The sequence below is a fragment of the Phycicoccus ginsengisoli genome (genome assembly GCF_054779295.1).
The window spans coordinates 66,577-90,780 of sequence record NZ_BAAGYN010000006.1 but is presented as its reverse complement, the minus strand read 5'-3'; the positions used below and the strand labels follow the sequence as shown (position 1 = coordinate 90,780).

At 70.0% G+C, this 24,204-nt stretch carries 27 protein-coding genes; 18 read left to right on the top strand and 9 right to left on the bottom strand.

The window, feature by feature from the left end; all coding sequences use genetic code 11:
- Positions 1-152 precede the first annotated feature (152 nt).
- The 5 genes from ACYVDO_RS11565 to ACYVDO_RS11545 all read left to right on the top strand — a co-directional run bounded on the left by ACYVDO_RS11565 (position 153) and on the right by ACYVDO_RS11545 (position 3,529).
- The gene (locus ACYVDO_RS11565) at positions 153-680 is read left to right on the top strand and encodes a Dps family protein (RefSeq protein ID WP_460935956.1); all 528 of its coding nucleotides are present in this window, start codon (positions 153-155) and stop codon (positions 678-680) included.
- A 20-nt stretch (positions 681-700) separates the two neighbouring features.
- Positions 701-1,315, top strand: coding sequence for a sulfite oxidase-like oxidoreductase (locus ACYVDO_RS11560; RefSeq protein ID WP_460935954.1), 615 nt, complete (start codon positions 701-703; stop codon positions 1,313-1,315).
- 65 nt (positions 1,316-1,380) lie between these two features.
- A complete protein-coding gene (locus ACYVDO_RS11555; protein WP_460935952.1) occupies positions 1,381-2,037 on the top strand; it encodes an FAD-binding oxidoreductase in 657 nt (218 codons plus the stop codon).
- A 196-nt stretch (positions 2,038-2,233) separates the two neighbouring features.
- Complete coding sequence (locus ACYVDO_RS11550) at positions 2,234-3,115, top strand: RNA polymerase sigma factor (RefSeq protein ID WP_460935950.1); 882 nt, start codon at positions 2,234-2,236, stop codon at positions 3,113-3,115.
- A 33-nt stretch (positions 3,116-3,148) separates the two neighbouring features.
- Positions 3,149-3,529, top strand: a complete 381-nt coding sequence (locus ACYVDO_RS11545) for a TraR/DksA family transcriptional regulator (RefSeq protein WP_460935948.1) — start codon at positions 3,149-3,151, stop codon at positions 3,527-3,529.
- Positions 3,530-3,748: 219 nt separating this feature from the next.
- On the opposite strand, the gene wrbA is transcribed toward ACYVDO_RS11545, so the two are convergent.
- Positions 3,749-4,357 carry an NAD(P)H:quinone oxidoreductase gene (gene wrbA, locus ACYVDO_RS11540; RefSeq protein WP_460935946.1) on the bottom strand — a complete coding sequence of 203 codons (609 nt, stop codon included), beginning with the start codon at positions 4,355-4,357 and terminating at the stop codon, positions 3,749-3,751.
- A gap of 308 nt (positions 4,358-4,665) precedes the next feature.
- Here wrbA and ACYVDO_RS11535 point away from each other — a divergent pair, with 308 nt between their 5' ends.
- Together ACYVDO_RS11535 and ACYVDO_RS11530 are read left to right on the top strand one after the other, a co-directional pair.
- Complete coding sequence (locus ACYVDO_RS11535) at positions 4,666-5,652, top strand: GNAT family N-acetyltransferase (RefSeq protein ID WP_460935944.1); 987 nt, start codon at positions 4,666-4,668, stop codon at positions 5,650-5,652.
- 101 nt (positions 5,653-5,753) lie between these two features.
- Positions 5,754-7,646 carry a Na+/H+ antiporter NhaA gene (locus tag ACYVDO_RS11530; RefSeq protein ID WP_460935942.1) on the top strand — a complete coding sequence of 631 codons (1,893 nt, stop codon included), beginning with the start codon at positions 5,754-5,756 and terminating at the stop codon, positions 7,644-7,646.
- A gap of 52 nt (positions 7,647-7,698) precedes the next feature.
- Here the strand turns inward: ACYVDO_RS11530 and ACYVDO_RS11525 are convergent, their stop codons facing one another.
- The gene (locus ACYVDO_RS11525) at positions 7,699-8,037 is read right to left on the bottom strand and encodes a hypothetical protein (protein ID WP_460935940.1); all 339 of its coding nucleotides are present in this window, start codon (positions 8,035-8,037) and stop codon (positions 7,699-7,701) included.
- 169 nt (positions 8,038-8,206) lie between these two features.
- Here ACYVDO_RS11525 and ACYVDO_RS11520 point away from each other — a divergent pair, with 169 nt between their 5' ends.
- From ACYVDO_RS11520 to ACYVDO_RS11510, 3 genes are all read left to right on the top strand, one after another.
- Positions 8,207-8,842: a uracil-DNA glycosylase family protein gene (locus ACYVDO_RS11520; protein ID WP_460935938.1), complete on the top strand. Its 636-nt coding sequence runs from the start codon at positions 8,207-8,209 to the stop codon at positions 8,840-8,842.
- A gap of 301 nt (positions 8,843-9,143) precedes the next feature.
- The gene (locus ACYVDO_RS11515; RefSeq protein WP_460935936.1) at positions 9,144-9,536 is read left to right on the top strand and encodes a RidA family protein; all 393 of its coding nucleotides are present in this window, start codon (positions 9,144-9,146) and stop codon (positions 9,534-9,536) included.
- 80 nt (positions 9,537-9,616) lie between these two features.
- A complete protein-coding gene (locus tag ACYVDO_RS11510) occupies positions 9,617-10,222 on the top strand; it encodes a GNAT family N-acetyltransferase (protein WP_460935934.1) in 606 nt (201 codons plus the stop codon).
- Between the two features lie 68 nt (positions 10,223-10,290).
- On the opposite strand, the gene ACYVDO_RS11505 is transcribed toward ACYVDO_RS11510, so the two are convergent.
- From ACYVDO_RS11505 to ACYVDO_RS11495, 3 genes are all read right to left on the bottom strand, one after another.
- A complete protein-coding gene (locus ACYVDO_RS11505; protein WP_460935932.1) occupies positions 10,291-11,100 on the bottom strand; it encodes an RNA polymerase sigma factor in 810 nt (269 codons plus the stop codon).
- 157 nt (positions 11,101-11,257) lie between these two features.
- A complete protein-coding gene (locus ACYVDO_RS11500; RefSeq protein WP_460935929.1) occupies positions 11,258-12,181 on the bottom strand; it encodes a ketopantoate reductase family protein in 924 nt (307 codons plus the stop codon).
- 16 nt (positions 12,182-12,197) lie between these two features.
- The gene (locus ACYVDO_RS11495) at positions 12,198-12,506 is read right to left on the bottom strand and encodes a GNAT family N-acetyltransferase (RefSeq protein WP_460935927.1); all 309 of its coding nucleotides are present in this window, start codon (positions 12,504-12,506) and stop codon (positions 12,198-12,200) included.
- Between the two features lie 351 nt (positions 12,507-12,857).
- Here ACYVDO_RS11495 and ACYVDO_RS11490 point away from each other — a divergent pair, with 351 nt between their 5' ends.
- The 3 genes from ACYVDO_RS11490 (at position 12,858) to ACYVDO_RS11480 (ending at position 15,663) form a co-directional block, all read left to right on the top strand.
- Complete coding sequence (locus tag ACYVDO_RS11490; RefSeq protein WP_460935925.1) at positions 12,858-13,343, top strand: peroxiredoxin family protein; 486 nt, start codon at positions 12,858-12,860, stop codon at positions 13,341-13,343.
- 62 nt (positions 13,344-13,405) lie between these two features.
- A complete protein-coding gene (locus tag ACYVDO_RS11485; protein ID WP_460935923.1) occupies positions 13,406-14,587 on the top strand; it encodes an MFS transporter in 1,182 nt (393 codons plus the stop codon).
- A 149-nt stretch (positions 14,588-14,736) separates the two neighbouring features.
- On the top strand, positions 14,737-15,663 hold the full coding sequence (locus ACYVDO_RS11480; protein ID WP_460935921.1) for an NADP-dependent oxidoreductase: 927 nt from the start codon (positions 14,737-14,739) through the stop codon (positions 15,661-15,663).
- A gap of 115 nt (positions 15,664-15,778) precedes the next feature.
- Here ACYVDO_RS11480 and ACYVDO_RS11475 read toward each other — a convergent pair whose 3' ends face one another.
- The gene (locus ACYVDO_RS11475) at positions 15,779-16,210 is read right to left on the bottom strand and encodes a hypothetical protein (RefSeq protein WP_460935919.1); all 432 of its coding nucleotides are present in this window, start codon (positions 16,208-16,210) and stop codon (positions 15,779-15,781) included.
- 161 nt (positions 16,211-16,371) lie between these two features.
- On the opposite strand from ACYVDO_RS11475, the gene ACYVDO_RS11470 reads away from it, so the two are divergent.
- Complete coding sequence (locus tag ACYVDO_RS11470; RefSeq protein ID WP_460935917.1) at positions 16,372-17,130, top strand: alpha/beta fold hydrolase; 759 nt, start codon at positions 16,372-16,374, stop codon at positions 17,128-17,130.
- 120 nt (positions 17,131-17,250) lie between these two features.
- A complete protein-coding gene (gene trxA / locus ACYVDO_RS11465) occupies positions 17,251-17,703 on the top strand; it encodes a thioredoxin (protein WP_460935915.1) in 453 nt (150 codons plus the stop codon).
- Positions 17,704-17,947: 244 nt separating this feature from the next.
- On the opposite strand, the gene ACYVDO_RS11460 is transcribed toward trxA, so the two are convergent.
- From ACYVDO_RS11460 to ctaD, 3 genes are all read right to left on the bottom strand, one after another.
- The gene (locus tag ACYVDO_RS11460) at positions 17,948-18,508 is read right to left on the bottom strand and encodes a DinB family protein (protein WP_460935913.1); all 561 of its coding nucleotides are present in this window, start codon (positions 18,506-18,508) and stop codon (positions 17,948-17,950) included.
- A gap of 358 nt (positions 18,509-18,866) precedes the next feature.
- Positions 18,867-19,181, bottom strand: a complete 315-nt coding sequence (locus ACYVDO_RS11455) for a DF family (seleno)protein (RefSeq protein ID WP_460935911.1) — start codon at positions 19,179-19,181, stop codon at positions 18,867-18,869.
- A gap of 141 nt (positions 19,182-19,322) precedes the next feature.
- Positions 19,323-21,092: an aa3-type cytochrome oxidase subunit I gene (gene ctaD, locus ACYVDO_RS11450; RefSeq protein ID WP_460935909.1), complete on the bottom strand. Its 1,770-nt coding sequence runs from the start codon at positions 21,090-21,092 to the stop codon at positions 19,323-19,325.
- A 594-nt stretch (positions 21,093-21,686) separates the two neighbouring features.
- Between ctaD and ACYVDO_RS11445 the strand changes: the two genes are divergently transcribed.
- The 3 genes from ACYVDO_RS11445 to ACYVDO_RS11435 are packed head-to-tail and all read left to right on the top strand — an operon-like array spanning position 21,687 to position 24,185.
- Entirely contained in the window at positions 21,687-22,496 is an 810-nt protein-coding gene (locus ACYVDO_RS11445; protein ID WP_460935907.1) for a MerR family transcriptional regulator, read from the top strand.
- Positions 22,493-23,407: an ABC transporter ATP-binding protein gene (locus ACYVDO_RS11440; protein ID WP_460935905.1), complete on the top strand. Its 915-nt coding sequence runs from the start codon at positions 22,493-22,495 to the stop codon at positions 23,405-23,407. Before ACYVDO_RS11445 ends, ACYVDO_RS11440 begins: the two co-directional genes overlap by 4 nt.
- Complete coding sequence (locus ACYVDO_RS11435) at positions 23,397-24,185, top strand: ABC transporter permease subunit (RefSeq protein ID WP_460935903.1); 789 nt, start codon at positions 23,397-23,399, stop codon at positions 24,183-24,185. The genes ACYVDO_RS11440 and ACYVDO_RS11435 overlap by 11 nt, the downstream gene beginning before the upstream one ends.
- Positions 24,186-24,204: the final 19 nt, after the last annotated feature.

Genomic DNA, 24,204 nt, shown 5'->3' with positions numbered 1-24,204 from the left:
CTGCGGCCCACGCGGGCGTCCGGAGCGACGCGACCTCTTCGAAGTGCACACCGGCGAGAGATCCGCCCGGATGGCGTCACTACCGATCAACCGCCACCGCGCCGCCGGCGCGCACGCCCATCCCAGACAACACCTGGACGTAGGCGGTCCCAATGAAGGAGAAGCCCGAGATGACCGCGCAGACCGCATCCTCCTCCTACAGCCCACCCGTGCCGGCCGGCGCCGAGGCTGCCGTGTGCCAGGCGCTGCAGGGCGCCGTCGTGCTGATGGTCGACCTGCAACTGCAGGGGAAGCAGGCCCACTGGAACGTCGTCGGGCGCAGCTTCCGCTCCCTGCACACCCACCTCGACGACATCGTCGACGTCGCCCGCGACGCGGCGGACACGTTCGCCGAGCGCATGCGAGCTCTCGGCGCCTACCCCGACGCCCGGCTCGGTGTGGTCGCGTCCACCTCCACCCTGCTCGCTGCCCCCGAAGGGCAGCGCTCCACCGAACAGGCCGCCCGCGCGGTCAGCACCCGGCTGCGCCTGGCCTCGGAGGCCCTGCGTCACGCACACTCCACCGTCGAGACGCTGGACCCTCCGACCGCGGACCTGATCAACCAGGTCGTGGTTGACGTGGAGAAGCACGCGTGGATGCTCGAGGCAGAGGTAGCCCCGCACGGCACGGACCCGTCCTGACCCACATCGACGAAAGGTAGGTGAGCAGCCCCATGGCCATCACCCGAGGTTTCACCCGGCGTGACCGCAGCGACCCCCGGCTCCCGCCCGGGCAGTACAACACCGGTGACGGCTGGCCCGTCCTGAGCTACGAACCCACCCCTCGGCTGGACACTGCCACGTGGACGTTCAGCATCGACGGCCTGGTCGAGCACCCGCAGACGTGGTCGTGGCCCGACCTGCACCACATGCCCCCCTCGACCTACGAGGGCGCCATCCACTGCGTGACCACGTGGTCGAAGTTCGACATGACCTGGGAAGGCGTGTCCGTCGACACCCTGCTCGACCTCGCCGGGCCACGACCGGACGCGGCGTTCGTCATGGCCCGCTCCCACACCGGGTACACCACCAATCTTCCGCTCAGAGACGTCACCGGCGGCAAGGCGTGGGTGGCTTGGACGGTCGACGGGAAACCGTTGCCGGTCGAGCACGGTGGACCGGCCCGCCTGCTCGTGCCGCACCTGTACTTCTGGAAGAGCGCGAAGTGGGTGTCCGGGCTGACCCTGATGGACCACGACGAGCCCGGACTGTGGGAACGCAGCGGCTACCACGATCGCGGCGACCCGTGGCTCGAGCAGCGCTACCAGGGCGACTGATGGACCGGCTCGTCACCACACCCGTCCCCCCGGTGCGGCCATGGCAAGCGGCGACGGTCGTTGGAGTGCGGCAGGAGACGCCGAACGCGAAGACGTTCCAGCTCCGGCTGGCCGGGCCGCACGACTTCGTCGCCGGGCAGCACTTCATCCTCCGGCTGACCGCCGACGACGGGTACCACGCCCAGCGCGCGTACTCGGCCGCGTCACCACCGGGCCAGGACCCGCTCGAAGTCACCGTCGAACGCCTCCCCGGCGGCGAGGTGTCATCGTTCCTGCACGACGGTGTCGACGTCGGCGACACACTGGACATCCGTGGCCCGATCGGCGGCCACTTCGTCTGGGACGTGACCGCCCCACTCCTCGGCGTCGCCGGCGGCAGCGGTATCGCCCCGCTGATGTCGATGCTGCGGGCCGCACGGGCAGCCGGCCGGCCCGAGTACATGACCCTCGTCGTGTCTGTGCGCTCCCCGCCCGACCTGTACTACGCCGACGAGCTCACCGGAGCTGGGGTGCGCGTCGTGTACACGCGGACGGCGCCCCCGGGTGATGCCCGAGGCGTGGGCCGGCTCACCGGCGACGACCTGCGCCCCGTGGTCACGGTCGGCCAGCCGGTGTTCGTCTGCGGCTCCCCAGCATTCTGCGACGCCGTCACCATGCTGCTGGACTCCCTCGGTGTGCCGGCCCACGACATCCGGGTGGAACGCTTCGGCCCCTCCGGGTGAGGCCGGGAATGGTGAGTGGCTTTCCGGGACCGGGAACGAGGAGGCCGGGCACGGGTCTTGCGAGCTCGTTGCGTGTGCGGCCACTGTCGGGCTCGTGCCGGCAAAGATCAACAGTGCCGTCGACACGAACCCTTGACGCGACCCACGGCCACGCCCACGGCCAGGTCAGACGATGAACTCATGGAGGAGTGGTCAGATGGACTGCGCACAGGTGGCCCCGTACGCGGGCCCGGCGACGAGTGGGTTCCTGCCCCCGGATGACCTGCAGGCGGTGGCGCGACATGTCCAGGACTGCCCGGAATGCGCCGAGCTCCTGTCCCAGACGGCAGCCTCGTCCGCGCTGATCGCACAACGGCTCAGGAACCCCACACCGTCGCTACAGCCCGTGGTCGACGCGCTGCCCGAACGGGACGGGGTGAGTGACGCGCACGGGGCGTTGACATCCCTGGCGCGCCAGCTCGACCCCGCCCACGCCGACGACCTCGTCCAGGACACCTGGGACCACTTCCTGGAGGGAGACCCGGGCCGGACGCCTCGACGCGAGGACCTGACCACATACCTGCTGCTGCACGCGGACCTGCATAGGCAGTCTGACGAAGGGAGCGAAGGCGAGTACGTCGAGACCGTCCTGGCGCATCACGTGCACTCGCCGGCGGACGCGGACGACCGCGACCTGCCAGCCGGGGTCGAGGCGTATGGGTCGCTGCGGGAACTGGCCGACCTGGACGCTCTGGACCCCGACGCCGACTCGGCCGAACTGCTCCTGCCTGAGCTGTACAGCGACGGCGACGACCGGGGCAGCTGGATCAGCCCACCCGCCGCGTGGCCGCACGCCACCCAGTTCCTCGGCCCAGCCGAAGACGTCCAGACCCAAGAGCTGTACACCGTCGTCGACACCGCCCTGGATGACCTGCCGCCAGCCGTGGCCAACGCCGTGTACCTCGTCGACGTCGAGGGCCTCTCCCTGCACGACGCAGCCACCACAATGGGAACAGATCTCAAGGAGCTGCAGCGTGCCCTGGCCCGCGGCCGCGAGCACGTGCGTGGCCGTGTCGACTCCTACGTGAAGAGCCAGTGACCCGCACAGGTGCGGACGACGAAGGGAAGAGCCATGGACCTGGACCGAGCCAAGCAGCTGCTGCTGGCCGAGCGCGAACGAATCAACGGCCTGCTGGCCTCCTCGGCCACAGCCCGGGCCGAGGACAACGACGCCGAGCGTGACGCTGGCGACGGCGACGCCGACGGTGCGCAGCCGTTGGAGCACGAGGCGCTCGACATCGCGATCTCGACCAGCCTGAAGGAACGGTTGGCCGCGGTGGACCGAGCAGAGGAGCGCCTGGCCAACGGGACGTACGGGCTCTCGGTCGAAAGCGGAGAACCCATCCCCGATGACCGCCTGGAGGCTGACCCGGCGGCAGAACTCACCGTCGCCGAGGCCGCAAAGCACCCGCACCGCCACCAGAAGCAGCCGCGCGGCGAGACCGGCTTCTGAGCCCCGCCTGCAGCCCGGTACGCACGGACAAACGCCCAGGCACGCGCGCAGTACTCGGCCCGCGGGTACCGCGAAGAACGTGCCTGGCTGTGCATAAGGTCGGGCGAGGGCATTCCCGGATGGTGACGGGGCAGTGTCGGACAGCGCTGTTGGCCGGGGCCCTTTCGAGCACCCGGCCAACAGCCGCGTCAGGGGGCGGCGCCCCCTTGGTGCCCGAGCTCAGGCACGGGCGAGCTTGCCGGCCGCGGTCACGACCCGGTGTGCAAGGTGGTCCAGTGCGGCGAAGTCGATGTCGGTGAACGGAGCGTCGTTGCCGGGCCCGGACACGTGCGACACCCCGTACGGGTTCCCGTCGACGAACTTGCTCGGGTCGGTGTATCCGGGGGCCACGACGATGCCGCCGAAGTGGTAGACGCTCTGGTACAGGGCCGTCAGCGTGGTCTCCTGGCCGCCGTGCAGCGTCTGGGACGACACGAACCCGGCGTACACCTTGTCAGCGAGGAGACCCTGCGCCCACTGCGGGCCGAGGGTGTCGAGGAACTGCTTGAGCTGGCTGGCTACGTTGCCGTACCGGGTGGGGGTGCCCAGCAGCACGGCGTCGGCCCACACGATGTCGTCGGCGGTTGCGCGCGGCTCGTCCTTGGTGTTGTCGAAGTGCTGGCTCCACGCCGCGTTGGAGGCGATGGCCTCCTGCGGCGCGAGCTCGGCGACCTGCCGCAGGCGCACCTCGGCTCCCATCGACTCGGCCTTCGTGGCCAACCGCTTCGCCATCGTGTGCAGCGCACCGGTGGCCGAGTAGTAGATCACCGACACCTTGGTTCCAGTCACTTCTGACTCCTTGTCTTGGGGTTGGCGCGCCACGCCCCCGGGCGCCCGGGCAGGCGGTGTGTGTCCGACACGGCGGCGGCACCAGAACGCGAAATGCGTTGGGACAGGTGGTGTCCCGTTCGCGGGCGGCCTTATCAGCCTGTTGTGGGCAACGGCTGGGATGTGGCGGCGCTAAGAGCGCCTCGGGTCGGGCCACTACCAGCCATGTGGGTGCATCGACACCACTGTCCCGACTGGAGGCATCGGACGCCTCGGCCGGTGCGTCGATGCTTCTACTGCGAAGCCCGGACCGCTCCAGGAGGCGACACATGTCGAGCGTGGCAACGTCCCACAACGACGACACCTCGAAGCTCGTGGTGATCGATAACCCCGTGAACCAGCAGTACGAAGCCGTGCGCGATGGCAAGGTCGTCGGGCTGCTCACGTACCAGTGGCCTTCCACCGGCCACGTCGCCCTGGACCACACCTACGTGGCACCCCGCGAACGCGGCCACCACGTCGGCGCCACCCTGGTCGAGCATGCTGTGGCTGTCGTGCGGGCGCAGGGTGCGACGCTGTCACCCGGGTGCTCCTTCGTCGCCGACCACATCGCGAACCACCCCGAGCACGCGAACCTGGTCGCACCGTCCCCGGCGCCGACGACACACCGCCGGCCTCACCGCCGCGGCCGGTTCGATGCCACCGCCCCAGAAGCATTCGTCCACGACCACCACGACGTGCAGCTGCAGCCGCTGGAGATCGTGACCTCCCGAGTGCTGCTGCGCCCGTGGGAGTCGGTCGACGTCGACGTCGCCTACGAGCTGTTCTCCCGCCCCGCGGTGACCACGTGGATGCGCCCGGTCGTCCCGCCCGTCCACGGGCGCGACGACGTCGCCAAGCTCCTCGACACGTGGGCGCACGAGTCCTACCAGGCGCCGGTCCCACAAGGCCGGTGGGCCATCGAGCGCCAGGACACCGGTGAGGTCATCGGCAGCATCTTCCTCACCACCCCAGCCCCCGGTTCGCCGCTACTCACGTTGTGGTGGATGGTGCGCCCGGACGCCACCGGGGAAGGGTTTGCGACCGAGGCGGCGCACGCGGCCGCGCACCACGCGTTCATCGTGGGTGGTGCCGAGCAGCTGTACGCGCTCGTCGAGCCCGCGAACGAGCGCGGCGCCGCTGTCGCCGGCCGGCTGGGCATGCGGTTGGAGGGCACGACGGACGAGTTCTTCGGTGCCACCCTGCGGCGGTACCGCCTGGACCGGGGGGACCTGGAGGAAGCTCAGGAACGACGCAGTCTGTCCCTGACGGACTAGCGGGTGCGTCCTGACCGAGACGGCCAGCCACTACTGTCGACTCCTGTGGAGACCGGGCGGACCCACGCAGTCCTTGGCCGGGCTGGGAACGAGTCGGCGCTGTGAAGAAGCGCGCTCGACGCGCCGCGCTGGGTGACGTCACCCAGTGGATGGCGCGCGAGGCCCTTCCCTCGGCGCGGGCCTACCTGCGCACCGAGTCCGGCAGCGCTGGCATCCTCGCCGCCGCCATCGTGGTCGCGGTCTGTTGGGCCAACCTCGGCGGAAGCTACGCGCGGGTGTGGGAGGCGCACCTGTCCGTTCAGCTGGCGCACCACGGCGTCGACCTGACCCTGCACGAATGGGTCAACAGCGGCCTGATGACCGCGTTCTTCGCCGTCGTCGGCCTGGAGACCCGCCGCGAGTTCGACCTGGGCGAGCTGCGCGACCGCAGCCGGCTCCTGCTCCCGGTGGCCGCCGGCACCGGCGGCGCGGCCGCGTCCGTGGGGCTCTACCTGCTGCTCAACCACGCCAGCGGCACCGCGCACGGTTGGGGTGTGGCCATGTCCACCGACACCGCCCTGGCGCTCGGCGTCCTCGCCGTGGCAGGCCGGTCAGCCCCGGAACGCACCCGCATCTTCCTGCTCACCCTGTTCGTCATCGACGACCTGCTGGCCCTGCTCGTCATCGCGGTCGTGTACAGCTCGAACGTGCGGCCGTGGCCGCTGGTCATCGCCGTGCTGGCGTACCTGGCGCTGCTCGGGGCAGTGAAGGCCGGCGCGAACGTCCTGGGCAGCTACCTGCTCTTCGGCACGGGCATGTGGCTGGCGACCTTGAGCAGTGGCATCGACCCACTGGTCACCGGCTTGGTGCTCGGTCTGACCGCCGCCGCGTACTCACCGGGCCGGTCCAGCCTGGAGGCGGCGTTCGGGTTGTTCCGCCGGTACCGGGAACAGCCGTCTTCGGACCTGGCCAAGGCCGCCGTCGCCGGTCTGGCGGCGACACTGTCGCCGAACGCGCGGCTGCAGAAGCTGCTGCACCCGTGGACCGGGTATGTCATCGTGCCGCTGTTCGCCCTCGCCAACGCCGGCGTGCAGCTGACCGGGCCGCAGGCCCGGACCGTGTTCACGTCCCCGTTCACGTGGAGCATCGTGGCGGCGTACCTGGTCGGCAAACCGGTCGGGGTCGTCCTGACCAGTGTCGCGGTCGCGGCGATCGGTCGAGCAAAGGTGACGGTGCCGGTCGGGTGGGCGTCCGTGACCGGCACCGGCACCGTTGCCGGGACCGCGTTCACCGTGTCGCTGCTCATCGCCAACCTCGCCTTCACCGGGGAACGGCTGGAGCAGGCGCGCGTCGCGGTTCTGCTCACCGTTCTCGGCTCGGCGCTGACCACGTTCATCGTGTTCTCGGCCACGCGCACCCTCGACCCCATGCGCCGAGCTCGGGCGTTGAACGGGGACGCGGAGATGCTGCTCGACCTGACCGCGCCCGTGGACCCGGGCAGAGACCACGTCCGAGGCCCGGACGACGCACTGGTCACCATCGTCGAGTACGGCGACTTCGAGTGCCCGAGCTGCGGCCGGGCGGAGAAGTCCTTGGCCGCCGGGCCGTTGGGCGGCGACGTGCGCCTGGTGTGGCGGCACCTGCCCATCCCAGAGGTGCACCCGCACGCCGCCCTGGCTGCGCAGGCAGCGGAGGCGGCCGCTGCGCAGGGCAAGTTCTGGGAGCTCCACGACGTCCTGCTCACCCACCAGGACCGGCTCCGCATCGAGGACCTGCGCCGGTACGCCCAGCAGCTCGGGATGGACCAGGTGCGGTTCCTGCGCGAGATCCGCACCGGCAAGTACGCGCACCGGGTCGCCCAGGACGTCGCCTCAGCGGACGCCAGCGACGTCTCCGGCACGCCGACGTTCTTCATCAACGGGCGACGCCACTACGGCCGGCACGACGCGAAGACCCTCACGGCGGCCGTGCAGGCGGCCGCGGTGCACGCCCGCATGACCGGCCAGGCCGGCTGAGGGTCGCCGCTCACTTCAGGGCGACGACCCCAGCCGACTTGGGACGGCCTGCTCACGCGCTGCCGTGGAACAGCCCGTCGAACCGGTCACCTGTTCGGGCGTCCTTGAAGCGCAGGCCAGTGACCTGACTGTCCGTGACGAGCCAAGTCACCTCGTACGTCGCCCGGTACGACGGTGGCCAGAACGAGGTGAAGCGGCCGTCGTCGTCGACCGACCACTGCCCCTCGGTGGGGTGCCCGTTCTCGAGGTATGTGGTCAGGCCCGAGGTGAGGAACCATTGCCGGGACCCGTCGGTGTACTGCAGCGGGGCGGCGGTCACCGCCGCGGGGAGGTCTTGGGCGGCGACAGGGTCCCCGTCCCGCACGTCGATTCCGGCTAGCGACTCCACCATGACACGCTTCCCTTCCTCGGATGTCTGCTGCGCTGTGAGTGTCTTCGCCGCCGGCTATCTGTCACGCCCGGACCAACGCAGTGGATTCGCCAGCCCTTCCGGCGTCAGATGAGTCTCGGAGTCGGCACAGACTGCAATGACCGACAGCAGTGCTCGAGAAGGGACGCCCATGCACGCGAGGACGCTGCGCAGTGTGCGGTCGGCCATCGCCCGCGACCCCGAGAATGCGTGGGCGACCGACCAGGGGTGGCAGCCGCTGTACGCGGCACATCCCGACGCCAGGCTGGTGATCGTCGGGCAGGCACCGGGCCGGCGTGCCCAGCTGTCCGGCATCCCGTGGGACGACCCGAGCGGCGTCACGCTTCGGCGGTGGCTTGGCCTGTCCACGGGGGCGTTCTACAACCCTCGCACCGTGGCTCTGCTGCCCATGGACTTCTACTACCCCGGCCGGGGCGACCACGGCGACCTCCCACCCCGGCACGGGTTTGCGTCCCGGTGGCACCCGCTGCTCCTTGAGCACATGCCCAAGGTCCAACTCACGATCCTGATCGGGCAGTACGCTCAACGGCACTACCTGGCGGGCCGGGTCAAGACCACGCTCACCGAAACCGTCCACGCCCACCGGGAGTACCTCCCGGGCCACTTCCCGCTCGTCCACCCCTCCCCGCTGAACTTCCGCTGGCAGGCGCGGAACCCGTGGTTCGAGCAGGAGGTGCTGCCCGAGCTGCGGCGCCGCGTTGAGGCGCTCACTGCTGTCGACCCGACTGCCCAGCCGGCGCCGCCGGAGACCCGGCCCGGACGCTAAGACGCCGACCCTCGCTGGCACCCACCTGAGCGCGGCCCTGGTGACACGACAGGTGGTGGGTGTGCCCAGGGCCGCGTCTCTCATGCCGTTCGCAGAAGGTAGTCCCAGCCGCAGTCGCTAAGACGTCCGCCGGTGCCGGCACAGACCACGAAAGCGGCCCCGACGCGCAACGTGCGGCGGCTGTTTCCGGGGCCGCGTGCGCCCGGCCATGTGCGGGACCTGACAGCGACCACGGAGGCAGCGAGTGAAGGGCAACGAACCGCCGGCACCGACCCAAGCTCGGGAGCTCACGCCGGCGAGCGTGCCGCAGGTGTTCTGCGTCGGTGCGTGCAACCGTGCCGGGGGCGGGGCCGACGCTGTGCGGCTGCCCGCCGGGACTGTGCAGGTCCTCACCTCAGGAATCGTTGGACTGACTCCCACGGGGGCGATTCCGGAGACGTTCGAGGCGGAGGCGCAGCAGGCGTGGGTCAACGTGCGCAAGGCCCTCCTGGCGGCCGGGGCGTGCCTGCGCGACGTCGTCAGCGTCCGGGCGTGGCTGACCGACCCGGCCGACATCCCCGCGTATGAGCGGGCGACCGCCTGGTTTCTCGAGCATGACGTTGCCACGTCGCTCGTGGTGGTGGCCCAGCTGCGCCGCCCTGGCCTGCGCGTGCAGGTCGATGTGGTCGCTGCCCCTCCCGCCGTCGATCCCTAAGCCCCGACCGGCGGCCACCGTGGTGGTCGCGGCCCGAGCACGGTTCGTCAGCGCACGAGTGAGGGAGTTGCGGGGATCCGATGATTGACTTCTGCCAGATCGAGGGTCGTGTCATTAGCACCAGCAGGGTGGTGCTTCGGCCGTGGACGCAAGCGGATGCGGCCGCTGCGCTGAGCATCTACGGCAGCCCGGCGGTGGCGCACTGGCTCGAGCCGGAGATGCCTCGGGTCCCGGACGCCGACTCCATGGCCCGGATTCTGCGGTCCTGGGTCGAGGACGACCAGCTGGCTCTGCCCCCGGTGGGACGGTGGGCGGTCACCCTGCCCTGTACGCCGCAGGGCCCGGAGGTCGTGGGCGGGGCGTCGCTGCTGCCGTTCGGGCCGGGCTGGGAGGACGTGCAGATGGCGTGGCAGCTCAAACCCACCCGGTGGGGCAGGGGGTTGGCGACCGAGGCCGGGCACGCGCTGGCCCACTACGCCTTCGCTCTCGGCGTCGCGGAGGTGTTCGCCGTGGTGCGACCGCGCAACCGTCGGGCGGCAGCGCTGGCGGAACGGGTTGGGATGGAGTGGGTCGGGGAGACCGACAAGTACTACGCGCGCGAGCTCCAGGTGTACCGGCTGCTGCGCGCTGACCTGGACGCCCCGCCCGGCGGGGTGCGCGTCAACCCCATTCCTGGGGCGAGCTGACGAAGGACTCCGGCTGCGTCAATCATCGGGGGCCGGGGTCGTCACGAGCCGGAACGGCCCCCGAGGTGCTACAGGCTGGGGAGCTCGTGAACGAACCCTCGCTCGGCAAGGTAGCCGCGAAGGTTGCGCCGCGCGTGGAACATCAGTTGGTAGACGGCGTTGCGGTTGGACCCAAGCTGGGTCGCGAGCTGCTCGATGCTGGCGCCGTGGACGACCACCCCGAGGAACACGAGCCGCTGCCGCTCGGTCAAAGAGGCGTCCATGGCTGCGAGAACCGCCTGCTTGAGCTCCCCGGCCTCCGCCTCGGCCTCCGGGGCGCTGCCGCGAGGCGCTGGCATCCGGTCCCATTCCTCGGCGGTGAGGCCGTGGGCGAGGCTGCGACGGTGGTGCTGGCGGATCTTCACCCGAACCTCGAACGTGACGAAGCTGCGTGCCCAGGTGGTGAACATGCTGTCGCCGCGGAAGTCGGGGATGCGCCTGATGATGGACACCAGCGCGTCGGCCGCCGCCTGGTGGGCCAGGTCGTCGCGCTCGGCCCCCGATAGGCGCGAGGTGTCCGAGCGGCGGCTGATCTCGCTGCGGGCGGCCCGCAACAGGTAGGTGTACAGGGCGTCGGCGGCGCGTTCCCGGACCGCCCCCGGTTGGGTGAGAGCTGCGGTCCAGCGCGCGTTCTCCTCATCCCGCTCGGGGTCGACGACTGTGCGTGGGCGGTCCTTCTGGGACGGGGCCGGCGCCGGTGCTGCCTGGTTGTCGGCTGGGCCGGACGGCGGTTTCGGCGCGGAGACAACTGGTCGATTCAGTCCACTCTTCGTGGGCGGGCCGCCTGCGTAGAAGCGCTCAACCAGACTGCTCGGTGGTGCCTCAGGAAAGGACTGCATGGTCCAAAAGTACAGCCGTTCCGTGCGGTGTCAACGCGCGGGTGTGCCTTTGTCGGCAGCTCGCCATGCAAGTGGCGCAGCCTGTCGGATTCCGACAGCTTTGGACCCGATGGTCCCGTGTGCGGGGGCGGCGGTAGGGCCGTTTGCGGTCCGCGGCCTACGAGGTCGGCCCGTTCACGAACGGGGACAGGGCCGCCGTGATCACGCGGTTCGCGGGTGCGGGGAGTTCGAACCGGTCGGACGTTGCGGCGACGTACCCGCTGAGCCAGTCCAGCTCGAGCCGGCGTCCGTGGGCCAGGTCGTTGGCCATGGAGGAGGTCATGTCGTAGGGCAGTGCGTCGCAGAACTGCAGCCGGTTGGCCGGCAGGTCGCCGTCCAGGCGGACGCCGAGGCGCTGGCCGAGGGTGGTCACCTCGGTCATGAGCTCCAGGAGGAGGGCGCGGGACAGCGGGTTGGTGCGCACCACACCGATCGGCGCGCGGGTGATGGAGGTGGTGGCCGACAGCCCGACGAGGAACGTGAACTTCTCCCACAGGACGACGTTGATGTCGTCTGCGACGAGGCTGTCGATGCCGGCCCGCCGCAGGGTGTCGTCCAGTTGGCGCACCCGGGGTGTGTGCGTGCGGTCGAACTCGCCGAAGACGATGCGTTGGAGCTCGCCGTGGTGGGTGATCGTGCCCGGCCCGGTGATGAAGGCGGAGATGTAGGCCGCTCCACCGAGCAGCTGCCTGTCTGGGATGTGGCGGCCCAGGACGTCGCGAGCCAGCACGCCGTTCTGCAACGACAGGACGGTGGTCTCCGGTGAGGCTGCCGAGCCGAGCCGGCGGGCGACGTCTTCGGTGTCCCAGGACTTCACGGTCACGAGCACCAGGTCGGGGTCGTGGAGGTCGGCGAAGTCGTCGGTGGCGGTCACGACCGGAAGGTGGTGGGTCTGCCCGTTGCTGATCAGGTTGAGCCCGTCGGCTTGGAGGGCGCGCAGGTGCGCGCCGCGAGCGATGAACTGCACCTCGTTGCCGGCCAGTTGCAGCTTGGCGCCGAAGTACCCGCCGACACCACCGGCGCCCACGACGGCGATCCGCATGCCGTAGACCCCGTGCTCAGTCGGTGACGTGGCTGGGGGCAGCCCCGTACACCAGGTCCCGGTAGTCGTGGTGCTTGCCCAGCCAGCTGCGCACGAACGGGCACACGGCCAGCACCTGGTGCTGGCCCTTGGCCCTGATGTCGTCGAGCATCCCCTGCACCAGTGCGCTGCCGACCCCCTGGCCCTCGTAGGCCGGGTCCACCTCGGTGTGCTCGATAACCATGATCGAGGCCGTGGCCTGGTACACGCTGTAGCCGGCCACGGTCGGGCCGGTGCGGGCCTCGTACCGCTTCTTCTCCTGGTTGTTCACTACCGTCAGATCCATTGGTCCTCCTTCGACCTGTCGACCATCATCGCCGTGAAGGCGCGGACTCGCGCAGCGGTCCGGCGCTCCCGGACCGCGCAGGTGGTCAGACGCAACGCACCTCAGCATCTTCGTGTTCGGCGGCGGGTTGGTCTTTCCTCGGGTGCGGCGCGTCTTCGCGCTCTGCTGCGGTGACCGGGCCCGGTAAGACGCCCGGCGTGCCGGGCACCAACCCGGGTCAGCCCAGACCCATTCACGACCGCGGCCCGACAGCGGAAGGACTCGCAGCTCGCAGGAGCGCTCGGCCAACCAGCACCGGCGGCTCGGTCACCCCATGGCGAACGGGACAGGACCCACCACTGGAGGAACCCGATGTTGCCCAACGGTTCGCCGTTCCCACACCTCTCACTACCCACCACCGGCGGCGAGGAGCTGGTGCTCCCGCAGGCGACGCAGGGACGCTACGGCGTCGTGCTGGTGTACCGCGGCGCCTGGTGCCCGTACTGCGTGGGCCAGCTGCGGTCCTTCGCCACCCGGCACGACCAGATGCAGGCCGAGGGCATCGTCACCGTTGCCCTGTCCGCGGACTCCCGGGCCACCGCAGGACAGACCGTCGCCGACCTGCACATCCCGTTCCCGGTGGGGTGCGAAGCCGACGTCGCCCAGGTCTCCAAGGCGCTGGAGTGCTACACCGACCCGGACTCGACGTTCTTCCAGTCCACCGGTTTCGTGCTCGACCCCGGCGGCAACGTCCTGCTCGCCCTGTACTCCTCGGGACCCATCGGCCGGCTGGGGCCTTCCGACGTGCTGGGCTTCGTCGGCCGGCACCGTGACAGGAACCCGGGCCGCGCATCATGAGCGTCGCCCAGTCCGACGGGACGGGACGGGTGCGCCTCTCGACACCGTCCGTTCCCGCACCCATGTCGAGGAAGGGTCGCCGGCTGGCGTTCGCGTCGGCGGTGGCGGCGTTGGTGTTCTCGTTCGCGGCCAACGCTGCCCCGGTGCCGCTGTACAACGTCTACCGCCGGCAGGACGGGCTGACGAACGCCGGGGTGTCCCTGGCGATCGTCGCGTACTCGTTCGGCACCATCGCCGCCCTGCTGCTGCTCGGGCGCCTGTCGAACCACTGGGGCAGGCGGCTCACTGCCACCGCGAGCCTGGCCCTGGTCGTGCTCGGTTGCCTGATGCTGCTGCACGTCCACAGCACGGGCACACTCGTGACGGCGCGCCTGCTGATGGGTGTCGGTTCCGGCATCGCCAGCAGCAGCCTCACCGCGTACATCGTCGACACCGCACCGGCCCGGCCGGGCTGGCTGGCGTCGGTCGCGTCCAGCCAGGGGCCAATGTTCGGCCTGGCGGTCGGTGCGGTCGGTTCGGGCGCACTGGTCGAGTTCGGTCCCTGGCCGCGGGAGCTGGTGTTCGTCGTCGCGGTGGTCCTGCTGGTCGGGACGGCCGCGGCTATCGCGGTCAGCCCCGAGACGATGCCGCCGCGGGGCGGCGCGTGGCGGTCGCTCCTGCCCCAGGTGAGCCTGCCCGCCCGGGTCAGGCACCGGGTCCCGGTCGCGGCGGCCGTGTTCCTGGCCACGTGGGCGACCGGGTCGTTCTACCAGGCGCTCGTGCCGGCCCTGGTGCAGGACCAGCTGCACAGCAAGAGCCCCCTGACGATCGGCCTGGTGTTCGCCGCGTACATGGCGTTCAGCGCGTTCGGGGCACCGATCGGCGGCCGGTTCACCCCCGCAACGGCCCAGCGCGTCGGCATGCTGGCATTCCTGACGGCGATGGCTGGCATCATCACCGCGGTCAGCTTCGGCAGCCTGCCGCTGTTCATGGCTGCGACCGTCCTGGCCGGCGCCAGCCAAGGTGTCGCGATCAGCGCCACCGTGCGCGGGCTGCTCTTCGGCTCCACGCTCGCGGACCGGGCGCCCATCTTCACCGTCATCTACCTGCTGTCCTACAGCGGCGCCGCGTTCCCCAGCCTGGTCGCCGGCGCGCTCACCGGCTCGGTGTCGCTGCCGACGATCGCCCTCGGGTACGGCGCCCTCACCCTGGCCGCGACCGCCTTCACGGTGCTCGCGGCGCGCGAGCCCAGCAACGCCGAGTAGCAGCCGTGCTCGCCCCGGTCGCCGGTCCGGGGCTGTGGACAGCCGGGCTGGCGCGAGGAGACTGACGAGAACCACCGCCTGGGTTCTCGTAAGGCGCCGACCTCCGGCCGGCACCAACCCATCAGCAACCAGACACCTACCCCAAGGAGATGAGTTCCATGAAGGCGATCGTGGTGAACGACCAGGCCGCCGGTCTGGCCGGCATGACCCTGTCGGACCGACCCGAGCCGTCACCGGCCATCAACGACGTCACCGTCCAGGTCCACGCGGCCGGGTTCGTCGGGACCGAGATGGAGTGGCCCTCCACCTGGGTCGACCGTGCCGAGCGCGACCGGGCACCGTCCATCCCCGGACACGAGATGGCCGGAGTGGTCACCGCCCTCGGGTACGGCACCACCGGGCTGACGGTGGGCCAGCGCGTGTTCGGCATCACCGACTGGCACCGCGACGGCACCCTCGCCGAGTACGTCACCGTCGAGTCCCGCAACCTGGCCCCCTTGCCCGGCGACATCGACTTCACCGTCGGCGCCAGCCTCCCCATCTCCGGGCTGACCGCGTGGCAGGGGCTGTTCGACCACGGGCACCTCCAGGCCGGACAGACCGTCCTGGCCCACGGGGCCGCCGGGGCCGTCGGCACGATGATCACCCAGCTCGCCCGCGAGTTCGGCGCCCACGTCATCGGCACCGGCCGCGCTGGAGACCGGGAGAAGGCCCTGGAGTACGGCGCGCACGAGTTCGTCGACCTGCAGAACGACAGCCTCGAGGACGTCGGCCCGGTTGACCTCGTCTTCGACACCATCGGTGGCGACGTGCAGAAGAAGTCCGCAGCTATCACCCGCCCCGGCGGGGCACTGGTATCGGTCATCGGGCCGGTCGAGTTCCGCCCGGCCGACGCGCGCGTCGTCGACTTCGTGGTCGAGTCCGTACCGGCCCAGCTGCGTGAGATCGCCCAGCGCGTCCGGGACGGGCGGATCCGCACGAACATCGGGCAGGTCGTGCCGCTGGCCGAGGCCGTGACGGCGCTGAACTCGACCGAACGCCGCAAGGGCAAGCCCGTCATCACCATCACCAGCTGACGCTCGAGCCGAACCCTGTCTACGGCTGCCCTGCAGCCGCGCTGGTCCGCCGCCCACCCTGGGCGGCGGACCAGTGCGTTGACAGGGGGACCCGGGCCCGATGGTCCACCGGTGGTCAGCTGCGCGTGACGCCCTCGATCTGTGACAGGGCCATGTCCATAGCTGCCCGCAACGGGCACGCATCGCCGGACGCCTGCCCCAGCAGCAGGCCCCCGTACAGCAGGGCAGCGAACGCCGACCCCAACGTGGTCGTGTCCGCCCCGCACGACAGCCCGCCGCCCGCTTGCAGGCGCGACAACGCCCGAGAGAGCGCCAGCTCCCACTCGCGCAGCCCAAACACACCATCACCGCCTGCCGCTGCCTGTCCCGGCCGGGCCGCAACGGCCGCGTCACGGTCGCCGCGTGGCTGCGCCGCCAGCACACCGGTCGCCCTTTCGATGACGGCATCAGCCCAGGCACGAAGATGCTCGGGCGTCCGTACCTGCTCAAGCGGCGGCTCTACCTGCACCAGGGTCTGACTCAGGCGGTCGATTGCGCGGGGTTCCAAGGCTGTCCCTTCCGTGTTGGGGTCCGTCCTCTTGGAGTGCGCTCTGGTTGCGGCATCTCACGTCACCGCGCTGGACAAACACGCCACACGGTTGGGAGTGCACACATCTGCGCGTAGTGGCTCCCCGCTAAGAGCCCGGTTGGATGCGGTCACGAACCTCCATGACCGTTCACGGCCTCGCGGCGTCACCAGTGGCCCGTGCCGAGTCCTGTAGCGGCTGCGTGGTGGGTCGGCTCGAGGCCACGGTGCACATCCACGAGCGCACCGTGTGGGGGCAGCGGATGCTGTACCGGGAGGCCGGCTCGCCCGGCAACCCAACGGTGCTCCTCCTGCACGGGATGACCATGACAGCGTGGAACATCACGCACCTGCTGCACGCGCTTGCCCCAAACTTCCACGTCATCGCACCTGACCACGTCGGAGCGGGCCTGCTCCCGGCGCCCGCACCCGGCACGGCCGAGAACGCCATCGCGACCATGAGCGCCCACCTGGACGCCCTCATTCGACTGCTCGGCATCACACGGATGGCGGTGGTCGCCCAGGACATCGCCGCCTGCATCGCCGGAGAGGTCCTCGCCGCCGGCCGTCCGCGGCGCGCGGTCTGGGCTGTGGCCTTGGAGGAGCTGCCGGCCGGAACGCAGGTGCAAGCCCCGGCTGACAGGTCACCCTTCACTCCCGCGGCCCATGCTGCGCTGGCCGCCGGCGGCCTTGCGGCCATGTCGGCCACGCCCGCCTTTCTCAACCACGGTCTGCCCCTCGCCACCTTTCAGGCGCGGCCAGCCGACGTTGAACGCGACGACGCGGTAGCGCATTCGTACCGGACTGACCGCGAGGGCGCGCCTGTGGGGCACGAGCTGTGCAGGCTCGGACGGTGGCTGAGGCACTTCCTCCTGCGGCACGCCCCCGACCCAGGGCTGTGAGAGTCGCACGGGCCGCCTGCCCGCGAGGAAAGTTTCGCCCTGCGCAGGGCACCAACATGACGACAGGGCGGCCGTGCGCACACCACGCCGGCTGCCGGCGCTCAAGCAAGGGAGACGTTCATGGCGACGCAGACACTCACCGCTGACACGTTCGAGCAGGTGGTGACCAGCAACGGCATGGTGCTGGTCGACTTCTGGGCCACGTGGTGCGGCCCGTGCCGCAGCTTCGGGCCCATTTTCGAGGCGGCGTCGGACAAGCATCCGGACATCGTGTTCGCCAAGGTCGACATCGACGAGAACTCGTCGTTGGCGGCTGGTGCCGGCATCAGCTCGGTGCCGACGCTCATGGCGTTCAAGGAGGGTGCCCTGGTGTACAGCCAGCCCGGCGCGCTGCCCAGCGCGGCGCTCGAGGACGTCATCAGCCAGCTTCGGGCACTGGACATGGAACACGTCCGCTCCCACCAGAAGCACGACGAGCACCAAGCGGAACCGACCCCGCACGGCGCCAACCATGAGGGCGAGTGGCACCACCACGACGGGGCGCCCGAGCCGCAGCACCAGAAGGGGCGCTGAGGCCCGGGCACCCGACGCCCGCAACGCCCCGCACCCTTTCCGCAAGGGGCCGCTTGGCTCTCAGTCTGGGTTCACGGTGCGCAAATGGCGCATCGAAGCGCGTCCTCGGTTGCTCGAGCCGGGGGCGCGCTTCTTCGCGCGAGCCGCCTGCGGACGGTCCCGGTCTGCCCTGCTGGGGCGCGTCGGGTTCGTGGCCGGACGCGCGCGGCGTGTCGGATTGCTCGCGTCGTGGGCCTTGGTGAGTTCAGGTTCCGAGGGTGAGCTGCTTACGGTGGTGTGCGTAGTGCAGTGCCGGGTAGGCGTACACGGCGGCCACAGTCATGTGCGGTTCGAAGTTGGGGTCCCAGCTGGTCGGGAAGGGCATCCCGCGACCCAACGCCTGCTCGGGGGTCCGCTGGAGGCTGGTGACGAGGTGGTCGATGGTGTGGTCGCACAGGCGTCCCATGCGGGCGTGGTTGAACACCAAGGCACCGCCGCAGGACCCGGTGTAGTTCACCCAGTGGAACGGGACCCGTCCTGCATCGAGCAGCCCGGCGAAGCTTCTACCGAGCCAGCTCGGCAGGGTGGACATGACCCTTACGAGTGGGAGCAGGCGGCGCACGATGAGGAACCCGAAGACCATGTGGAAGAGCAGCTGTTCGTTCGTCCATCTGGTGCCGTTGCTGGGTGCCCGCAGCTCAGGCGGCGTGGCCGCAGCCAACAGGGCGTGTAGGTCGTCGCGGCACTCGTTCAGGCTGGCGGCGATGGCGGCACGGTCGACCGGATGGGCGGTCTGGCGCTGCGGGCCCGCCCCGCTGTCTGGCATCAGGGCAGGTGCTTGTCTAGGCGGCGCAGCAGGGGCCCAAGGACGGGCCAGACCTGCAGCCCGGCTCGCATCACTCGCCCGCGCGCGGCGCCCATGGTTCGGCGCAGAACGGCCCCAGGTGTGCGGGCACCGGTGTCGGCGCGGGAGCGGGCTCGCCGGTGCAGCCAGTGCGCGCACCCGGCGCACACGCCGACTTCGGGGTGGGACCCGAGACGGGACAGGTCCCGCTCGTCGAACGAGTTCCCGCAGCACCAGCAGGTGGGGCGCTCCACCTGGCCGTGCTCAACTGCCGCAGCTGCCGCCATGTGCCCATCGTCACCCGGGACCACGCTGCTGACCAGAGACCGGACGTACCGGCTCACGCGGAGCGCCGGGTGAGGGCGTCGGCGAGCTGGTCGACGGTTGGCGAACCGGCCAAACCGTCTGCGGTGGCGTACACCCGGCAGGCCAGGGCGGGGATCTCGCTCGGCTGGGCGAACGGGTCGGTTCCGTCGAGCAGGATGGTGGGCGAGCCGGTGAACCCGAGGCGGTGCGCTTCCTCGGTGGACTCCACTGCCTGCGTGCTGACCTGAACGGCCACCCCAGTCAAAGCCGCGGCGGCGTGCACCCGCTCGATGACTGTCTGCCAGCTCGGGCAACCGCCGAAGTACAGCACCGTCACGTCCACGCTCACGACCCCATCATCGTCCCCGTCGGCGCGACGGCCGATAGGGACGGCCAGAACGCACCCAGACCAACACCGAAAGCCGGACGCCCGCAAGGGTGCAAGGCGTTGCCGTGTCAGCCGGGCTGGGCTCGGATAGCCCCGTGCTTGTCAGGTCTGGCCCGGACCGTCCTTGGACTGTTCCGTGGCCGTGTGAGGAGTCCCGTTCGGGGCGCCTGCGATGACGCTCGCCATTGCGCTGGGCGCGGGCGGCACGACGCGGGGGGCGGCTTCGGGGTGGTGCAGGTCGAACGCAGGACGCTCGGAACGGATCCTGGGGATGAAGTCGAAGTTGTGCCGCGGAGGCGGGCACGACGTCGCCCATTCCAAGGAAGCGCCGTACCCCCACGGGTCGTCGGCCCCGACCAGCGGTGCGGTGCGCCAGGTCTTCCACACGTTGTAAAGGAACGGCAGCGTCGAGGCGCCGAGGATGAACGACCCGACCGTCGACAGCTGGTTCATCCACAGGAACCCGTCTTCGGGCAGGTAGTCGGCGTACCGCCGCGGCATGCCTTCTGCGCCCAGGACGTGCTGGATGAGGAACGTGGTGTGGAACCCGACGAACAGCAGCCAGAAGTGCACCTTGCCGAGGGTTTCGTTGAGCATGCGACCGGTGAACTTGGGCCACCAGAAGTAGAACCCGGCGAACATCGCGAACACGACGGTGCCGAACACGACGTAGTGGATGTGCGCGACGACGAAGTAGCTGTCGGTGATCTGGAAGTCCAGGGCGGGGCTGGACATGATGATGCCGGTCAGGCCGCCGAACAGGAACGTCACTAGGAACCCGATCGACCACAGCATCGGGGTCTCGAACGACAGCTTCCCGCCCCACATGGTGCCGATCCAGTTGAAGAACTTCACCCCGGTCGGGACGGCGATGAGCATGGTCATGACGGAGAAGAACGGCAGCAGCACCTGCCCGGTCGCGTACATGTGGTGCGCCCACACGGTCACCGACAGGGCCGCGATGGCGATGGTGGCGAAGACGAGGGTCTTGTACCCGAAGATCGGCTTGCGGGAGAAGACCGGCAGGACCTCGCTGATGATGCCGAAGAACGGCAGCGCGATGATGTACACCTCCGGGTGCCCGAAGAACCAGAACAGGTGCTGCCACAAGATCGGGCCGCCGTTCTGCGGGTCGAAGATGTGCGCACCGAAGCGCCGGTCGGCGCCCAGGGCGAGGAACGCCGAGGCAATCACCGGGAACGCCATCAGGACCAGGATGCTGGTCACCAGCACCGTCCAGGTGAAGACCGGCATGCGGAACATCGTCATGCCCGGTGCGCGCAAGCACACGATCGTGGTGATGAAGTTGACCGCACCGAGGATGGTGCCGAACCCGCCCAGCGCCAGCCCGAAGACCCACAGGTCGCCTCCGACACCCGGGCTGTTCGCCGCGTCGGACAGTGGCGCGTAGCTCGTCCAGCCGGCAGCAGCTGGGCCGCCGGGGGTGAAGAACCCGCCGACGACGATGAGGGCGCCGAACACGTACAGCCAGTACGCGAACATGTTCAGCCGCGGGAACGCCACGTCAGGGGCGCCGATCTGCAGCGGCATGACCGCGTTGGCGAAGCCCGCGAACAAAGGTGTCGCGAACAGCAGCAGCATGATGGTGCCGTGCATGGTGAAAAGCTGGTTGAACTGCAGGGGGTTGTCCACCACCTGCAGTCCGGGCTTGAACAGCTCGGCGCGGATGAGCAGGGCCAGCACGCCGGCGAGGAGGAAGAAGCCGAACGAGGTGACCAGGTACAGGTTGCCGATGACCTTGTGGTCGGTGGAGGTCAACCAGTGCACGGCGCGCTGCCTCGGGCGGACCGGTTCGAAGTGTGGGTGCGGCACGGGTGGTGAGGTCAGCTCGTCCGTGGGGTGAGTCATCATGGTCTCCGGAGAGTGCGAAACGGTGTGGCGTGCTGGACGGGTTGTCCGCGGGCAGGGCCCCAGAAGGTTCCGCTCGTGCGCGTGTGGTCCATGGCGGGTGAGCACGCGTTGGAACCTTGAGGGCGCACCCCACCGCGCGAGCAACGGGTTCCCAAGCGCCTGCAGGTCACCCGCCCGGGCAGGCCCACCCGGTCGCCTCGGGGAGGGTTCCGGGTGGGCTCTGTGTCCACTGGTGTCGAGGACCGCGGATACGGTCGTGGCAGTTGGTGGACTGGTAGTGCGCCGTCTTATATGCGGGGGCCGGCCCGTTGCGGGCTCCTGCACGTGTGCGCTGCTCCGCGCTGTCACCCTCGGCTCGCTGCCGGTTCGGGGCGGCAGGACGCCTGAAGTGGGATGCGGCCGGGCGCGGAGGGCGCCGCGACGCGGCGCGCGTGGCGGTGCCTGCACTGCGACGCTCCATGGCTTTGCGGAGCTGAACACTCGGGGCCGGCAGGGCAGCGAGGTGGCCTCAAAGGTCACGGCGTTGGCGCCCGACGACAGCGGTGGCGAAGTCAGGGTTGACTGTGACGTTGCGTCGTACCTGACGATGAAGGCATGCAGGTCAAGGATCTCGCCGCGCTGGCCGGGACGAGCGTGCGCACCATCCGGTACTACCACCAGCTCGGGCTGCTAGCGGTGCCGGAGTCAGGGTCAACGTGGCGGTCCTACGGTTTCGCCCATCTGACTCGGCTCATGCGAATCCGGTGGCTGGTCGATGCGGGGGTGCCGCTGGCTGAGGTGCCTCACATGCTGCGGCCGCCGGACGGGGCGGATGAGCGAGCGGTCGTCATCGAGGACCTGAACGCGGTTCTCGCCTCGATCGACGCCAAGCGGCAAGTCCTGGACGCCCAGCACGCACGGGTCATGACCCTGCGGGACCGGGTTGTCGCCCAGGGACGACTCTCGCCGCTGCCTGAGGCGGTTGTCCGGTTGTATGCCGCGTTGTTGGAGCGCCAGCTGCCGCCGGGCATGCAGGAAGCGGTCCTGCGCGAACGAGAGTTGCTGGAGATGGCGTGCTACGCCGGTCCCATCCCGGCCGACGTGCTGATGTTGGTGGAGGCGTTGAGCGACTCCGACATCGACGAGGTGTGCCTGCTGTGGCGGCGGTGCCACGACCTCGACCAGGCGTCCGACAGCAAGGCCCTCACCGCGGACCAGATTGTTCTCGCCGACGACATCGTGCTCCAGATCGCTGCCTTGGCGGAGCGTGTTGCGCCGCAGGCCGCGCAACGACTTCTCGAGGGCGCCGCCACCCTGGACAGACCGCAGGTACGTGCAGCGGTGAACCTGGCCTACCCGTCGGCCACCTACCGGCAGGTGTTCGCCAGCCTCGTGCGGTACGCCAAGGACAGGAGCCAGCCGTGACTGAGACACCGGTGGTCGTCGAACGGCTCACCAAGACCTTCGCGGGGCGCCGCGCGGTCAGCGACGTCAGCTTCCAAGTTCACGTCGGGCAGATCTTTGGCTTCCTCGGACCGAATGGAGCGGGCAAGTCCACCACGATCCGATGCCTGCTCGGGCTGTACCGGCCCAGCAGCGGCCGGGCGCAGGTCCTGGGCCGCGACCCTGCGACCGGCGACGCGTCGTTCCTTGCCGAGGTCGGCTACCTGCCCGGTGAGCTGCACCTGCCCGACGGTCTCACCGGGGGTGAGCTGCTGGCCCGGTTCACCGCAGCGCGCCGGCTGTGGGACACGACTTTCAGGGACGAGCTCGTCGAGCGCCTGGGCGTTGAACTGGGGCGGCCCTTGCGGACCCTGTCCAAGGGCAACAAGCAGAAGCTCGGCATCGTGCTGGCCTTCATGCACCGTCCACGACTGCTCGTCCTGGACGAGCCCACGTCGGGACTGGACCCGCTCGTACAAGACGAGTTCGCGACCCTGCTGCGCGAGACCGCTGCGGACGGTCGCACCGTCCTGCTGTCCTCGCACGACCTGGACGAGGTGCAACGCCTCGTTCAACGCCTGGTCATCATCCGGGAAGGCCGCATCGTCATCGACGACACCGTCGACCGGCTCCGCGCCAGTGCACCCCGCACCGTCGACCTGACCTTCGACCATGACGTGGACCCTACGGTTGTGGCTGGGCTTGCTGGCGTCACGGTCACCGCCGCCACGAGCCGTCACGTTCGCCTGACCCACACCGGCCCGGCCACGCCGCTGCTCAAGGTCATCACACCCATGGCACCTGACACCATCACCTCCCGACCAGCCGATCTTGACGAGCTCTTCCTCCAGCTCTACGAAGATCCGGCCCAAGGAGCCACTCATGCGCACTGACCTGCTGCGCCTCGACGTGCGGCTTCGACGCAGGATGCTGACCGCGACCGGGCTCGCCGCAGCCGTCTATGTGCTCCTCGTCGTCGCGGCCTACCCTGCGTTCAAGCACGACTCCAGCCTCGACGCGATGGTGTCCGCGAACCCCGGCGCCGCAGCGGCGTTCGGCATCACCGGAAGCATCACCTCGACGGCGGGCTGGCTGAACGCGAACATGTACGCCAACGTGGCACCCTTGCTCGCCCTGCTCCTGAGCGTCGGGTACGGCGCGACTGCCATCGCCGGGCAGAACGCGGACGGCACGCTCGGACTACTCGCCACCCTGCCGCTGACCCGCACTCACGCCATGGCCCAGAAGGTGGCCGCGCTCTTGCTCGTCTCCGCCGTGGTCCCGGCCGCGGCCCTGCTCGCATGCCTGGCCGGTCCGCATTTCGACCTGACGCCGAACTGGGGCGACCTGATGGGTGTGAGCGTGGCCCTGACTCTCCTGGCCTTCGACATGGGGGCCGTCGCCGTGCTCGTGGGCGCCACCACCGACAGCCGCGGAGCGGCGCTCGGTGCCGCCAGCGCGGTGGCCGGCGCCGCGTACCTGCTCAACGCCCTCGCCCCCGTTGTGCGCGCCGTCCACGGCCTGCGGTGGCTGTCCCCGTTCTCGTGGGCACTGGGCACCGACAACCTTCAGACGGGGGTCCAGACCTCTGGCCTGGTCGCGCTGACAGCGCTGGGAGCTGTGCTGGGGCTGGCCGCCCTCGCGCGTTTCCGCCGCCTCGACATCCACTGAGCCTGACCCTTGCAGTGCG